This is a genomic window from Verrucomicrobiia bacterium (genome assembly GCA_035946615.1).
Lineage (GTDB): Bacteria > Verrucomicrobiota > Verrucomicrobiia > Limisphaerales > UBA8199 > DASYZB01.
Genome location: DASYZB010000098.1, coordinates 1 through 13,957, shown reverse-complemented (window position 1 = coordinate 13,957; position 13,957 = coordinate 1). Strand labels below are relative to the sequence as shown.

12 protein-coding genes are annotated in these 13,957 nt (G+C 58.3%); all 12 read left to right on the top strand.

All coding sequences use genetic code 11. The features are described 5' to 3' along the window. Positions 1-1,056 (top strand): LamG-like jellyroll fold domain-containing protein (locus tag VG146_13950; protein ID HEV2393450.1); only part of this gene is annotated, 1,056 nt, incomplete at its 5' end. Further along, positions 1,043-1,939, top strand: a complete 897-nt coding sequence (locus VG146_13945) for a hypothetical protein (protein ID HEV2393449.1) — start codon at positions 1,043-1,045, stop codon at positions 1,937-1,939. The genes VG146_13950 and VG146_13945, both read left to right, overlap by 14 nt. An 18-nt stretch (positions 1,940-1,957) precedes the next feature. Continuing rightward, positions 1,958-3,322 (top strand): oligosaccharide flippase family protein, encoded by a 1,365-nt coding sequence (locus tag VG146_13940; protein HEV2393448.1) that lies wholly within the window; start codon positions 1,958-1,960, stop codon positions 3,320-3,322. Further along, positions 3,319-4,020: a class I SAM-dependent methyltransferase gene (locus tag VG146_13935; GenBank protein HEV2393447.1), complete on the top strand. Its 702-nt coding sequence runs from the start codon at positions 3,319-3,321 to the stop codon at positions 4,018-4,020. Before VG146_13940 ends, VG146_13935 begins: the two co-directional genes overlap by 4 nt. 130 nt (positions 4,021-4,150) lie before the next feature. Next, positions 4,151-4,429: an acyl carrier protein gene (locus VG146_13930; GenBank protein ID HEV2393446.1), complete on the top strand. Its 279-nt coding sequence runs from the start codon at positions 4,151-4,153 to the stop codon at positions 4,427-4,429. A gap of 85 nt (positions 4,430-4,514) precedes the next feature. Further along, positions 4,515-5,108, top strand: coding sequence for a GNAT family N-acetyltransferase (locus VG146_13925; GenBank protein ID HEV2393445.1), 594 nt, complete (start codon positions 4,515-4,517; stop codon positions 5,106-5,108). Between the two features lie 107 nt (positions 5,109-5,215). After that, positions 5,216-5,581, top strand: coding sequence for an acyltransferase (locus tag VG146_13920; protein ID HEV2393444.1), 366 nt, complete (start codon positions 5,216-5,218; stop codon positions 5,579-5,581). A 25-nt stretch (positions 5,582-5,606) separates the two neighbouring features. Beyond that, a complete protein-coding gene (locus tag VG146_13915; GenBank protein HEV2393443.1) occupies positions 5,607-7,226 on the top strand; it encodes an amino acid adenylation domain-containing protein in 1,620 nt (539 codons plus the stop codon). A gap of 372 nt (positions 7,227-7,598) precedes the next feature. Beyond that, complete coding sequence (locus VG146_13910; protein HEV2393442.1) at positions 7,599-9,041, top strand: hypothetical protein; 1,443 nt, start codon at positions 7,599-7,601, stop codon at positions 9,039-9,041. Next, complete coding sequence (locus tag VG146_13905; protein ID HEV2393441.1) at positions 9,038-10,192, top strand: CapA family protein; 1,155 nt, start codon at positions 9,038-9,040, stop codon at positions 10,190-10,192. Before VG146_13910 ends, VG146_13905 begins: the two co-directional genes overlap by 4 nt. 117 nt (positions 10,193-10,309) lie before the next feature. Then, a complete protein-coding gene (locus VG146_13900) occupies positions 10,310-11,836 on the top strand; it encodes a hypothetical protein (GenBank protein HEV2393440.1) in 1,527 nt (508 codons plus the stop codon). 227 nt (positions 11,837-12,063) lie between these two features. Next, positions 12,064-13,665, top strand: coding sequence for a hypothetical protein (locus VG146_13895; GenBank protein HEV2393439.1), 1,602 nt, complete (start codon positions 12,064-12,066; stop codon positions 13,663-13,665). Positions 13,666-13,957: the final 292 nt, after the last annotated feature.

Sequence of the window (13,957 nt, the reverse complement as noted above, 5' to 3'; positions counted from 1 at the left end):
AGTAATGTCAGACTAACCCCCCTCCTTCCAGGGCTTTTACTCGCGTTTGCCTTGCATTGCGAACTCCACGCCCAGGACGCGAGCTTGCTAGTCGATCTGAACTTCGACGAGGACTTTTCCTCTGGACAAGTTATTGACGTTACTGGAAACGGCCATGACGGTTGGTGCTTCAACCCCACGAACTGGATCACGGCCACCCAAGGTGTTTTTGCGACGATTGGCGGATATTGGCAGACGAATTCGACCTTGCTCGAGCCACCGAGCACTTACATCCCAGTGTCGCAGTACTTCGGCATTACGAACTTGAATGGAATAAGATACCTCACCAACGCCACAGTTAGTCTTTGGGTTCAGTTTCGACAAAACACCCCGCAGGCGGTATGGGTTATCAGCAACGGACGTGACGCCCAGTACCTGGATGATCAAAGTGGAACCAACGGCTGGGATTTTGCGAAAGTGTATTCGAGTTCGATGCAGTTTCTCGTATATCCGTTGCCGGGCGGTTATAGTACGGTCTTGACGTGGCCAACACCGGTCGATACGAGTTATCATCTCTACACAGCCACAGTGGACTGCAACGCGAACAGAGCAGTGGCATATTACGACGGCTTGCCGGTGCAGACAAACGCGGTTGGAGTTCCATTTCTTCAAGTTTATGGCTCTGCGCCTGTAAGGTGGCTCTGTGTTGGAAAGCTGGCAATGCAAATGCCGCCTGGTCCAATGTCTTATGACGGCAATTATGCCGCCGGTTTTTTCGAGGGCAGGATCGACGACGTACGCATCTATAACCGCGTATTATCTTCGGGGGAGGCTGAAGCGCTCTATATCGGTAATACGTTCGCGCGAAATCTAGTTATTCAAGGGTCCAGTGCTTCATCTGTCCGACTGGGCTGGGACGCAGTCTCGAACGCCACTTACCAGGTGGAGTACATGAGCAATTTGAACGCAACTGCCTGGTCCGCGCTCGGTATGCCACTCGAGGGCAGTTTGACCAACAGCACCACGGATTCCCCGCTGGCTTCCTCTCGCTTTTACCGCGTTCGTGTCCTGCCCTGACCGCAAGGCCACCGCATCCACCCGCTACCCCATTGCCCCTTTGAACTGGTCCCTTATCACCGCATCGAACAACGATTCGGTCTTGCAGAGCTGTCTCGCACGCTCTCCCTGCGTCTCTCGCGCGACCGACTTCCAGGTCATGCGCGGCTTTGCCTCCGCCGGCGCCGCTTACAATGCTGGTATCCGCCACAGCACGGGCGACATCCTCGTTTTCGCTCATCAGGACGTCTATCTGCCCGACGGATGGGAGGACTGCCTGGCGCAGGCTATCACCAGGCTCTCCGCGCTAGACCCCGATTGGGCGGTGCTGGGCGTCTGGGGCATCACGGTCGAGGCTAAGCCCGCCGGGTATTCCTACTGTACCGGGCTGCAGAAGGTGCTCGGGCGGCCCTTTGAAAAGCCCATTCCATGCATCTCGCTGGATGAAGCCCTCGTCGTTCTCCGCCGCTCGGCCGAGTTGTGCTTTGACGAAAAATTGCCCGCTTTCCACCTATATGGAACAGATATCTGCCTGGCAGCACGCCAGCGGGGGATGAAATCGTACCTAATTTCGGCTTTCTGCATTCATAACACCGCCGGCCTGACGGCGCTCCCTTGGGCGTTTTGGCCCGCTTATTTTTACATGCGTCACAAATGGTGGCGCCGGTTGCCGGTTATGACTCCCTGCAGCAAGGTCGAGCGCTGGCCCTTCTCCCTTCTCAAGCAAACCCTTGTAAACTGGTATCTGCATCAGATCAAACGGAACGAAGTCGGCCAGCGAGTCAGCGACCCCCAAGGCCTCTACCAACAATTGCTTCAGGCGGGCAAGGTTGCGATTCCAGAACGTGGCGAAACCTGTCCGCTTGCTCCCAAATCCAGGCGCGCTGAGGACAATCTTGTTTAGACCGTAAAAATAAAACGTGTGCTCGTAAACTCTCCTGCTCCGCTGCCTTCTCGCATCACCACTTTGTTTTCGCGGCAATTGCGAACAGGCTCATTGGGCCAACGTCTCGCCCGCGGTGCTTTCTGGTCATTCGTGGGGGCTGTTATCGCCCGGCTCATGGGAATTGTCAGCTCCGTAGTCGTCGCCCGCCTCCTGGGCAAGGAAGGCTTTGGCCAGTATGGCATTGTCCAGAGCACTGTTACCATGTTTGGAACTTTTGCCGGGTTCGGCCTCGGGCTAACCGCAACCAAGCACGTCGCCGAGTACCGACACAAAGACCCGCAACGGGCTGGCAAGATCCTTGGGCTTTCAACTGTTGTTGCTTTGGTCTCAGGGGGCGTCTTGGCCGTCTGTTTGCTGGTTGGGGCACCCTGGCTTGCGAGCCACACCCTGGCGGCACCTCAGCTCTCGGGCGCATTGCGTATCGGCGCAGTCCTGATTCTATTCACCGCGTTAAATGGGGCTCAAATGGGCGCGCTGGTTGGCCTTGAGGCCTTTCGGCTCACCGCCCAGTTAAATCTCTATACCGGTCTGCTCTCTCTCCCGCTGATCGTCTGTGGTGTGGTGTTTTTCGGGCTGACTGGCGCTCTGTGGGGCTTGACCTTGACTGCTTTCGCCACATGGCTGCTTTATCACTTCGCTCTGCGGAGGGAACTAACCAGCGCCGGTATTCCTCTTGTCGTCAAAGGCTCCTTCGCCGAGATTCGCGTTCTTTGGAGATTTTCGTTACCGGCCGTCATCAGCGGCATGCTTGCTGCCCCGGTGACCTGGATATGCAATGCGCTCCTGGTCAACCAGCCACACGGCTACGCCGAGATGGGAATCGCCAACGCCGCCAACCAATGGTTCTACGCCCTTCTTTTTCTCCCGGGCGTTCTTGCCCGCACCTCCATCCCTGTCTTATCGGAACGGTTGGGGGCCGATGATAAAACTTCGTGTCGCAGGATCCTTGCTTATACAATGGCGATGAACGCCGCCGTCGTCATTCCACTGGTGTTGCTCGGTTTTTTAGGCAGCCGCTATATCATGGGCATCTACGGCGCCAGCTTTGCCCAGCATCCGAACGTGGTCATGGTCGCGATGGCCACCTCTGCCGTCCTCGCCATCCAAATGCCCATGGGCCAGATGACCGCCGCCTCCGGCCGAATGTGGACCGAGATCTGCATGAACCTTGGCTGGGCCATTGTCTTTTGCGGCGGCACCTGGTTCATGCTGAGCCGCGGCGCCCTCGGTTTGGTCTCCGCGCGGCTGGCAGCATACATCTTGCACACGCTCTGGACCGCCCTGTTTGTTCTCTGGTTGCTCCAAAAACGAGGCCCGGCCCTCATACCCGTGCCAAAATGAACTCGGCAGCCGATTTAGCCTCCAACCAACCCCCGCTCCCTCCGATGAGTGATAGCGCCTACTCCATCAAGGCAAACCATTATTTCGAAGGAGTCCGCCGCACCTTTTTGGAGCAATTGCCGCATAACCCGACCGCTAGACTCATCGAGCTCGGATGCGGGGCGGGCAACACCGCTACCGCGGCGCGTGCGCAGGGCAAATGCGGCTGGACCTGTGGCATCGAGCTGTGCGCCGAGCCCGCGGCCCAGGCCCGCAGCAGGCTCGATCAGGTGATCCTCGGCGATATCGAGCAACTGGCCATTGACCTGCCGCCCTCCTCCTTCGATGTGCTGCTCATGAGCGAGGTGCTCGAGCACCTGCGCGACCCCGCCCGGGTTCTGGCTAAACTCCGCCCACTCCTGCGCTCGGGGGCCATTGTGCTTGCTGGCTCACCCAACGTTTGCCATTACTCCGTCCTGCTTATGTTGCTGCGCGGTCGCTGGGATTACGAACGGGAAGGAATCATGGACGAAACCCATCTGCGCTGGTTCAGTCCGGCGACGTATCGCCAGTTGTTCGAGAATGCCGGTTACGTAGTGGATCACGTCGGGCCTGCCTGGCCATTGCGAGGCAAGCACCGCCTCGCGAACGCAATGCTCTTGAGGCGCTTTGAGTATCTGTTACATTCTCAGATCGAATTGCGCGCTCATTGCGTATAGGTGACCTTTTTTGGACGCTCACATCGTGGCCGTCCTCGTGGAGGGTGCCGCGGACGATGCCCCTGTTGTCGCCTCAATGCCAAGGGAAAACTCATTGGCAAGTTTTGACCAAATCGCTTGAAGATCTGACATGAAAAAATGCACGACGGAAAACGTAAAGGAGTTCCTGCTAAGAAAATACTCTAGCGCACTGGCCAGCCGTAGCCTTGCACCCGAAGTTATCTCCGACAATTTCGATCTGCTGGGAGAGGGTATCATTGATTCTCTGGGCGTTCTCGACATGATCGGCGATGTCGAGCGGGAATTTAGTATCCAACTGGATATGGAACACATCGATGCCGAAGAATTCACGATAATTGGCCCGTTCTGCAGGTACGTCGCTCAGAACGCAAAGGATATGCCTGCCTGACCAGGGTTGGCCCTGGCTTGTGTAGCGAAGCATTTTTTACTTTCTAGTGAACGAGAACAATTATGTATTCCGGCCGCTTAGGGAAATGCCAAGCTTGGACGGCCTTTTACCGAAAACGGCGGCGTTGATATATGCCTCCGGCCCAGAGTATTTTGACGTTCTTTTTGGGAGCACGGAAAGCGCCTTGGCTCGCCTGCGGTCCTGGGTGGGCAGGGCTTCTTCGGGGTTCGGCTTCGACCGCGTTACTGTGGCGTTAGCTGAAGGTGAGGTGGCAGGCATAGCTTTGCACTTGAGCGGCCAAGACCTTGCCGATCGGCAACGGATGGACATGCTAGCTCTGCTGAAGGAAAGTGACAGCTCCCAGCGCGCAAACCTCACCCGGAACACAGACATCATTCGCGCGATGACCCCCACCGTCCAGTCCTGGGAATATTACCTTCGCTCGCTCTCAGTCGATGAAGCGCATCGTGGAAAAGGGCTTGGCGCCGCTCTGCTCAAACAAGTCTTTGCCGCTGGCCTAGCACTGAGTTTTCATTCGTTTCGCCTGGATGTGCGAAGCGACAACACTGTCGCCCTCAAACTCTACCGCTCTGCCGGGTTCGAGATTTCCCAATCCTTCAAAGTCCAGCCAAAAGGTTGGGAACTATTTTCCATGCGAGTTGAGGTTAAGGGAACGTGAGGACTGAAGGGCTGCTCCGCGGGTGCAAGAACAGGCTTCTGCAATCGATCGCCCGGAATGCCCCGGGGGCCACCTCGCTCCGCGTTTGGCTAAATCGCTGGCGCGGTGTGAGGATCGGTAAAAATGTCTGGATCGGATACGACGCAATTATCGAGACGTCCTACCCGCACCTGGTAACTATCGGCGACGGCGCCGCCGTCGGAATACGCACCACCATTATCGCGCATTTCCGCGAGGTCCAGGGCGTTACTATCGAGCCTGGGGTCTTCATCGGGCCCGGCGCCATTATCATGCCGGGTGTGACCATCGGCCGCGGCGCCGTGGTTACTGCCGGCAGTGTCGTTACCCAGTCAGTCCCTCCTATGACCCTGGCCCAAGGCAACCCGGCTAAGCCCGTGGCGCGCATCGGTCTGGCCCTGGACCCGAAGACCACCGTCCGCCAGTTTAGTCGCAATCTCAAACCTCTCCGCTGAAAAGCAACACGCTCGGTTGTTTACCATGAACGAAACCATCCGATCGCAAACCAAAGCCATCCCTCTCTGGTCCGGTTTTCGCCGCTCGGCTGCTCAGTTCCCTGGCCGTCCTGCGGTTGAGGTCAACGGCCACACCCTCAGCTATTCGGATTTACTTGACCGCGCCGCCAGCCTGGCTGCTACCTTGGCGCGACATTCCCTCGCTGACGCCCCGCCGCTTACTGCCGTGTTTGCCTACCGTTCCGCAACTGCCTTTTCCGGCGTCCTTGGCGCTCTCTTCCGCGGCCATGGCTATGTTCCGCTCAACCGCACCTTCCCGCCCGAGCGCACCCGGCTCATGCTCGAATGCTCCCAATGCCGTTCCGTTATCGTCGATAGTCAGTCTGAGCCGCAATTGGAACAAGTCCTCGCCGATGCTAAGGCTCAGCTCCTGTTGCTTTTCCCCGACCGCCGCGATGTCACCCAACTCGCCAAACGCTGGGCCCAGCACATTGTTCTCGGCGCTGACGACTTGGAGCCTGCCGCCGCCTGGTCGCCACCGGAACACAAGCCCGGCTCGATTGCCTATCTCCTCTTTACCTCGGGCAGCACCGGCACACCCAAAGGCGTCGTCGTTTCCCAGGACAACGTCCGGCATTATGTTGATTGGACCATCAAACGTTACGGCATTACCCACGAAGACCGCCTCTCTCAGACGTTCGACATGACTTTTGACCTCTCGGCTCATGATATGTTTGTCGCCTGGGAGCAGGGGGCCTGTGTTTGCTGCCCAAGCCAAAAGGATACCATTAAACCCGATCGGTTTATTAACAATTCACGCCTCACGGCCTGGTTCTCGGTTCCCTCGACCGCTCTGTTCATGAAGCGTCTCGGTTTGCTTAAGCCCGGCATGTACCGCCGCCTCCGCCTCAGCCTGTTTTGCGGGGAAGCCCTGCCGATGGAAACTGTTATCCAATGGGCCAAAGCCGCTCCAAACTCAATCATTGAAAACATCTACGGCCCGACCGAGTTGACCATTGCCTGCACGGCCTATCGCTGGGATAGCCTCAGCTCCCCGGCCCAATGCGAGCAAGGCACTGTGCCGATTGGGCAACCCTTCGCCGGGATGGATGCCCTGGTCACCGATGAGAATTTGAACGAGGTGCAGCCGGGCTCGGATGGCGAACTGCTCATGACAGGCCCCCAGCTCAGCCTCGGTTACTGGCTCGACCAGGAAAAGACCGCCCGCGCTTTTGTGGTTCCTCCCGGCAAGGACCGTCTTTATTACCGCACCGGCGACCGCGTCCGCCGGCCCTCGCCCGGTCAGCCGATGGTCTATTTGGGCCGGATGGACAATCAGATCAAGATCCTCGGCCATCGCATCGAGCTAGGCGAAATTGAGGCGGCTCTTCGCCAGGTCTCCGGCGTGGATGGTATCGTTGCTCTTGGCTGGCCATTAACACCCAGTGGCGCTGACGCCATCGAAGCCTTCCTGCAGACCGATACCATCGATTCCCAGGCTGTGCTTGACGCCGTCAAATCCAGGCTCCCGGCTTACATGGTGCCTCGGGCCCTGCATGCTCTTCCGCGCTTTCCGCTTAACTCAAATGGAAAGTTCGACCGCAAGGCGCTAATGCACATTTTGTCTGAAGCCAAGGATCGATAACCGTGAATGTGAGTTGCACAGTTACGTAGGTTCCCTTTTCTTCACCGAAGCTCGTGAGGGCCGCCGGCTCCCACTCAGTTATGAGGCCGGTCACTCCCAGGCAGTTCCCTGATAGACTCCGGCCAATCCGATAACCATTTCAGCGTCTCCATGCATCGCCCTCGAATCGCAGTTTTCCCCGCTGACAGGCTCCCGGCCTCCCGTCGGCTGCTGGGAGCACTAGGTGAGCTCTTCTCGGTTGAGTTGGTGAACGATCAAGGCGCCGCGGCGGATGCGTGTCGGGCGGCTCTCCTGCTGGGTGGTAGCCGCGCCGAGGCAGTCCGTTTGACTCGCGCGGGTTTCAATTGTCTGGCCTATTTGGAATCCCAATCGATGCCGTCGCCAGCAGTCCCCCCCAATCTTAAGTTCGGCTCCAGCCCGCTTCTCTTGCACTCCTTCCGAAACCGCACCCTCTCGGAAGGTTCGACCGGTCGTGTTCGCCCTCTGAAGGCTGAAGCCCGCGACGAACCCGTCGTGGGCTTAGGAGATGGCGTTTGGTGGGCTCACCGCAAGGAGGGCGCTGCGGACTTGCACCTGGTTGGCGGTACCCTCCCTGACCTTCCGGAGGGCGCCTTCCTCTTTCAGTATCTCCAAAGCGACTGTTGGGCGGAACTCCTGCCATTGTTGACCTTCTTCCGTGGTGTCGCTGGTTGGGAACCACCGCCACCTCGCGCCTGCCTCATGTTTGATGACCCCAATCTTCACTGGAGGAGCTACGGATATATCAATTTTGCCAGTTTGGCTCGGCATGCGCGCGAGCACCGCTATCACGCCTCCTTCGCCATGGTGCCGCTGGACGCCTGGCACCTCCACCGCTCCACGGCCAGGTTATTCCAGGAAAATGGAGACCTGCTCTCGCTCTTAGTGCATGGGAATAATCACGCGCGAAATGAACTAGCCCTCCCGTACTCCGAACAGCGCCGCTCCGCGCTCGTCGCTCAAGCATTAACCCGGGTTGAACGATTCGAGCAACAGTCCGGGTTGGAAGTCTCCCGAGTCATGGCCGCACCCCATCATGCCTGCTCCGATGAAATGGCCGGCACGCTGGCTCGCATGGGTTTCGAGGCGGCCTGTGTCTCGCCAGCCTTTATCATGGAGCATAATCGAGCCAGAGCCTGGCCCGAAGCGGCTGGGTTGGCTCCGGCGGACTTCCTGGCTGGCAGCTTGCCGGTCATTCCGAGGTTCACTTTCGGCCTGATTAACCTGCCGCGAATTCTGCTCGCTGGCTTCTTTGGCCAAGCCATCGTCCCCGTCGGGCATCATGACGACCTCGCCGATGGCCTGGGCGTGCTGAGAAAACTGGCCGATTCGATTAACCAAACTGGTGAGGTGGGTTGGACAGATATGACATCCATAGCGCGCTCGAACTTCTGGAGCCGGCGGGACGGCAGTACCATGCACCTGAGGCTGTACTCTCGCCAAGTCCGGTTCACTGTCCCGGAGGGTGTTACCGCGATTCATATCGAGCGGCCATGGCTCAAGGCGGACCAACCCGAGCCTCTGACTTGGCGCGAGGACCTGTCGCCCGTTCAACTCACTCCTGCTTGCCCATCGGAACCGATTCCAACCACACCAGGCGTGGTCATGGACATCCGCTCCGTTCTTCCCAATGCGCTGGATCATCACAAGGCTCCGTTCACTCGCACGCCGGTATGGGCGATTATGCGCAGGCAATTATGCGAGGGGCGCGACCGACTGAAACCAGCCGTCCATCGAATACGCAGGTTTGCCAACCTGAAGAGCAATCTGGCTGCCCACGGTCCTGAGCCTAAATGACAACTATTCTTATCGGCGCTGACATTTGCCCCATTGGGTGCAACAAGGCCCTATTTGAACAGGGATTTGCTCAGATATTGCTGAACGATCTAAGAGATGAGTTTGGACAGACTTCTCTTTCCATTGCCAACCTCGAATGCCCCTTAATCGCTCAGCCAATGCCGATCCGAAAGACCGGCCCGGTCTTTGGTCAGTCTGGAATGTGTATCAAAGGGATCCAACAAGCCGGCATCGGCATCCTCAACCTTGCGAACAACCACATCCTCGACCATGGCGCGCCTGGCCTTAGAAACACCATGGACGTGTGTGCCCGCGCCGGCATCGCGACCGTTGGGGCGGGTGAAAACCTCGCCGCCGCGCGCCAGATCCTGATCCGGAACCTGGGTGGCCTCAGGCTTGGCATTCTGGCCGTTGCCGAGCATGAATTCTCCATCGCGACCAAGAACTCCGCCGGTGTCAACCCTCTCGACCTGATTGATTTCGTCCGCAACGTGACCGCTCACCGCACCGAGTTCGATTACCTCATCGTCCTGCTCCATGGCGGCGACGAGTTCCTCGTTCCTAGCCCCCGCATCCAGAACACTTGCCGGTTCATGGTCGAGATGGGCGCCAATGCGGTTATCGTCCAGCATCCGCACGTCCTCGGCGGTTACGAGCAGTACCGCGGCGCCCACATCGTGTATGGCCAGGGCGCTCTGCTCATGGACGAGGCCATCTACCGCGACCTGCCACCTTTTCACGAGGGCTTTCTTGTCAAGCTCGCCATCGCACCAGATGTCACCTCGACGATGGACATCGTCCCCTTCACCCAATCCGATCCGGCTCCCGGCGCGCGCCGCATGCCCAAGGAGCGGGAGGAGAAGTTTCGCCAGGCCCTGGCCGACCGTTCCGCCGCTATCCAGGACGACGCCTTCGTCCAGGCCGAGTGGCTGAAATTCTGTGAAGAAAACAAGCACGCCTACATCAGCGGCCTCCTCGGTCATAGCCGCCTCCTCCGCAACATCAACCGCCGCGGTCTCCTCACTCGGCTGCTCTACAAACCCGGCGTGCTCCTCGGCGTCCGCAACACGGTCTTGTGCGAAACCCACCGAGAGGCCATCGAAACGATCTTCAACCACGGACTGCTCGAAAAGAACGGGGCAGGGGAGTGATGGACCGGATTTTCGAATTTTGATTTTCGATTTTCGATTGGAACCGCAGATGACGCGGATTTCTCAGATGAGGAGAGAAAGCATAAGCGGCGGAGTGATGGAGTAATGGAGTGATGGATGGAAACTCACCTGAAATGGGGAGTGGGAGGAACTCTGAAACGCGGGACCATTCTTTTAATCCTCGCGGCTTTCTGCCGCGCCGGCGCCGCTGAGGTTCCGGGTGCGGCGGCCACAGTTACCAATGCGCCAAGCGCTCCGTCCCTCAGCGATCTGCCGCGGCTCAAGTCCGTGTCCCAGTACGGTATCACCTGGACCTTCCAGCAGCCCGCGCCTGTCGGTCAGTTCGTTAATGGCGACTTTTATGTCGTGGGCCGTGTCGCCGTCACCAACATAGACCCCCGCCCGCTCCTCGGCGACCAGGTGCCCCAAACTGAAATCTGCCAGGCAGAACGGAATCGAAGGCCCGACGGCAAATACATCCGCAACGGCTCGATGCTCAACCCACCCGCTCGAGAGGAAGTCGCCTTTGATAGCGGCATCATGAACTACTGCAACCCGGATTTGCTGGAGTTCGCGCCGGTGCCGTTGAAACCTGGCGATTGCCTGGTCTCCACGATCAGTCTGAAGGTGGGTAAAAAAGCCGATTTTCCTTACCACAGCGAAGGGGGCCGCGAGCAAGGCGACAATAGTCCTATCAAAACCCTGGCAATCCTCACTTGCGTTGCTGAGCCGCTCCCGTCCGATGCCTTTCGCCCGTCCTATGGTGACCGGCGGCAAAAAATCTACTATGCGCATAACCTGAGGAAGAATCTGCTCCGGCGTCTGCCGCTCCCAGCCAATGCTCCCAATCTCCTGACCTGGATTCGTGTCTTTCAGCGGCCCTGGTTCAATACCTGCTTCTTCGGCTTTGAAGAGCCCATGGAGAACATGCCTCACTACGGTCAATGGGTGGCCGAAGCCCAATCTGTGGGCGGCCTCATGCTCATGCTCGACTACAATTCCGAAAACAAAGAGCGGCTCCTGATTAATATGGTCCAGGTGGGCATCGACTACTGGGGCCTGGTCCAAAACGGCCATCCGGGCTGGCAAGGCTGGGGCGGGCACGGCAGTGGCCGTAAGTTCCCCATCGTCCTCGCCGGGATTCTCCTGGGCGACGACGCCATGGCCTGCCCGACCAAGACCTATCCCAAGGTCGAGTTTGGCGAAGACAACCAAACCATGTACGGTGAGGGTTGGACCGGCGCCAAGGCCCTCTTTGCCGGCCACTCGGGCATCCAAAGTGCCACTGGTAAAGCGGAGCGGCCCAAGTGGGGGCCTTACGAAAATCTGCCTCCGTCCAAATGGACAAAGGACAACTTTACCAGCGAGGCATACCGCCGCGTCAATAGCAGCAGCGCTTGGATCGGCGAGGCCCTCGTGATCCGTATGCTTCACGCCGAGACCAACTGGAACCACGACGCCTTCTTCGATTACATGGACCGCTGGATGACTGAGGACGACAACGAACCGGGCCGGATTATCATGCAGTCCTGGCCGGACATGCATTTAAACGACCAGGACAAATGGAACCGCGAAGGCTATTCCTGGGAGCCGTTCGTCAAAACCATGTGGTTCCTCTACCGTCACAACCTCGACCAAAAGTGAGCGACCAGAGTTCAAAGCTTGGCGGCCGGACCGGCATTGCCGTCGCCCATCCGCTATCTTCCACGCTAGCCGGAATGATGCGGCTGAAATGGGGAGCGCGCCCGCCTCGGGCGCAGCCACCAATTCTCACTTTGGTGCAGCCGCTGCCGCATAAATGCGGCGTTCCGGCCGTTCCGGTTGTTGCGGAACGCCGCATTTATGCGGCAGAGGAGCTTCAAAATCTCAAAATGCGAATTGCTCGGGCGCAGCCGACGCCACCCTCGCCGTCGGCAAGGGTGTACGCACGGCTCCGCCTTTTGGTTGGGCTGTTCGGCGCGGGGCGCGCCGGACAGCGCCCGGGGCGGGCGCGCTCCCCGCGAAACCAACTGCATGGTTCCGGCTTAGGGTATTGGAGGTCCGCCACGCCCTGGTTTTTATGCCTGTTTGCGGGCATTATTCTCTATACTAACGGCGCTGGCGCCCAGGATACCTTGACTAACATCTACCCCTCCATTCTCCCGTCTCAGGCCGTTGTAACGAACCAGCCCTCAGCGCCAGTCGTCCTCACGAATCAACCGCCCGCCCCAATCACAGTGCTCACGAACCAACCCTCGGCCCCGGCACCGTTGCTCACAAATCCGCAGCTTGCGCCCCCGGGCCCTCTCCCTGCCGGCGGCATCCCCGGTGTTCCCCCCGGCCCCCGTTTCGGAGGCACCAGCCAGCTTGCTTCTGCCCCGCCGATGGCCTCGGCGGGTCTGCCCGCCGGCACCCCAGGCCTGCTCCAGTGGGGCCCGTTTCACCTCTACCCTCACTTCCTGTACCAGCTTTCCTATGGCAATAGCCTTGAACCGCTCCCCGGCGAACAGGTCAATTCCTTCATCAACCAGTTTTCTCCCGGGATTCTGGTCCAGATCGGCAATCATTGGTCTCTCGATTATACGCCAACCCTCCGTTACTATTCGGATCCCCACTTGCAAGATGGCACCGACCAGTCCGTCACTCTCACGGGCGCCACAACGTACGACGATTGGACCTTTGGCCTGTCCCAAAGCTACGTCTCCTCCTCGCAGCCGCTCATCGAAACCGCGGCCCAACTCAGCCAGGAAACCTACGCGACATCCTTGAGCGCCTCGCGTCAACTGGGCAGCAAGCTCTCATTTGATCTCAACCTCAGCCAATACTTCCTGTACATCGATCAGCCAATCGCCTTCGAGGCGCTCACCGATTACCGGACCTGGTCCACCATGGACTGGCTCAATTACGCCTTTTGGCCCAAGTTCAGCGTCGGCATCGGCGCCGGGTTTACGTACAACAACCTGAGCGTCGGGCCGGACATGACTTCCGAGCAATACCAGGGGCGCATCATTTGGAGCGTGGGTAACAAGCTCAGCCTCGTGTTCAGTGGAGGGTTAAATGACATGCAATTCGTGGGGGTGAACACGCCGGACTTGCTCAGTCCCATTTTTTCTTTCTCGGCCCAATACCAGTTGTTTGAGCCCACCACGCTCGCGATTGGGGCCAGCAGCGCGGTAAGCCCGGCTTATTTTCAGGATCAGGTTTCGGAGAGCACGGGACTGAACGCGGGCATTACCCAACGGCTCCTTGGCCGGCTTTATCTGAACGTGAGTGGCAGTTATTCGACCAGCACCTATCAAGCCAGCACCCTCGGCCCGGCCGCATCCAACGCCAGCAACTTTGACTCGACCTCCCTCAACGTCGCCCTGAGCACCACGTTTCTTAAGCGCGCGACAGCCTCGATTTTTTATTCTGTGGATTACATTAGTTCAGGGTCTGCTTTTTATAACTACACCATCACGCAGACGGGGCTGACGTTGGGATACCGGTTTTAAGAATTTTAGAATTTTGATTTTCGATTTTAGATTCAAAACTGAAAGCTGAAAGCTGAGAGCTGAAAGCAGAAAACGGAAAAAACCAACCGCTTGAATTTTTAATTTCTGATTTCAGCTTTCAGTTTTCCGCTTTTGTTAGTTAATTTCAGCCTTCAGCTTTCAGTTTTTCTGCTTTGTCTTATGATCCTCTTGCTCGGCGCCACCACCTACGTCGGGCAGGGCTTTGCCAGGGCGCTAAGGCGGCGTCGGGACAGCTTTATTCCGCTGTCCCAGAACGCGCTCGACTACACCC

Bases quoted from the DNA above. Each gene is read 5' to 3' on its own strand.
- VG146_13935 (HEV2393447.1), top strand. From the start codon at position 3,319: ATGAACTCGGCAGCCGATTTAGCCTCCAACCAACCCCCGCTCCCTCCG.
- VG146_13930 (HEV2393446.1), top strand. From the start codon at position 4,151: ATGAAAAAATGCACGACGGAAAACGTAAAGGAGTTCCTGCTAAGAAAA.
- VG146_13925 (HEV2393445.1), top strand. From the start codon at position 4,515: ATGCCAAGCTTGGACGGCCTTTTACCGAAAACGGCGGCGTTGATATAT.
- VG146_13915 (HEV2393443.1), top strand. From the start codon at position 5,607: ATGAACGAAACCATCCGATCGCAAACCAAAGCCATCCCTCTCTGGTCC.
- VG146_13910 (HEV2393442.1), top strand. From the start codon at position 7,599: ATGCCGTCGCCAGCAGTCCCCCCCAATCTTAAGTTCGGCTCCAGCCCG.
- VG146_13905 (HEV2393441.1), top strand. From the start codon at position 9,038: ATGACAACTATTCTTATCGGCGCTGACATTTGCCCCATTGGGTGCAAC.
- VG146_13900 (HEV2393440.1), top strand. From the start codon at position 10,310: ATGGAAACTCACCTGAAATGGGGAGTGGGAGGAACTCTGAAACGCGGG.
- VG146_13895 (HEV2393439.1), top strand. From the start codon at position 12,064: ATGCGAATTGCTCGGGCGCAGCCGACGCCACCCTCGCCGTCGGCAAGG.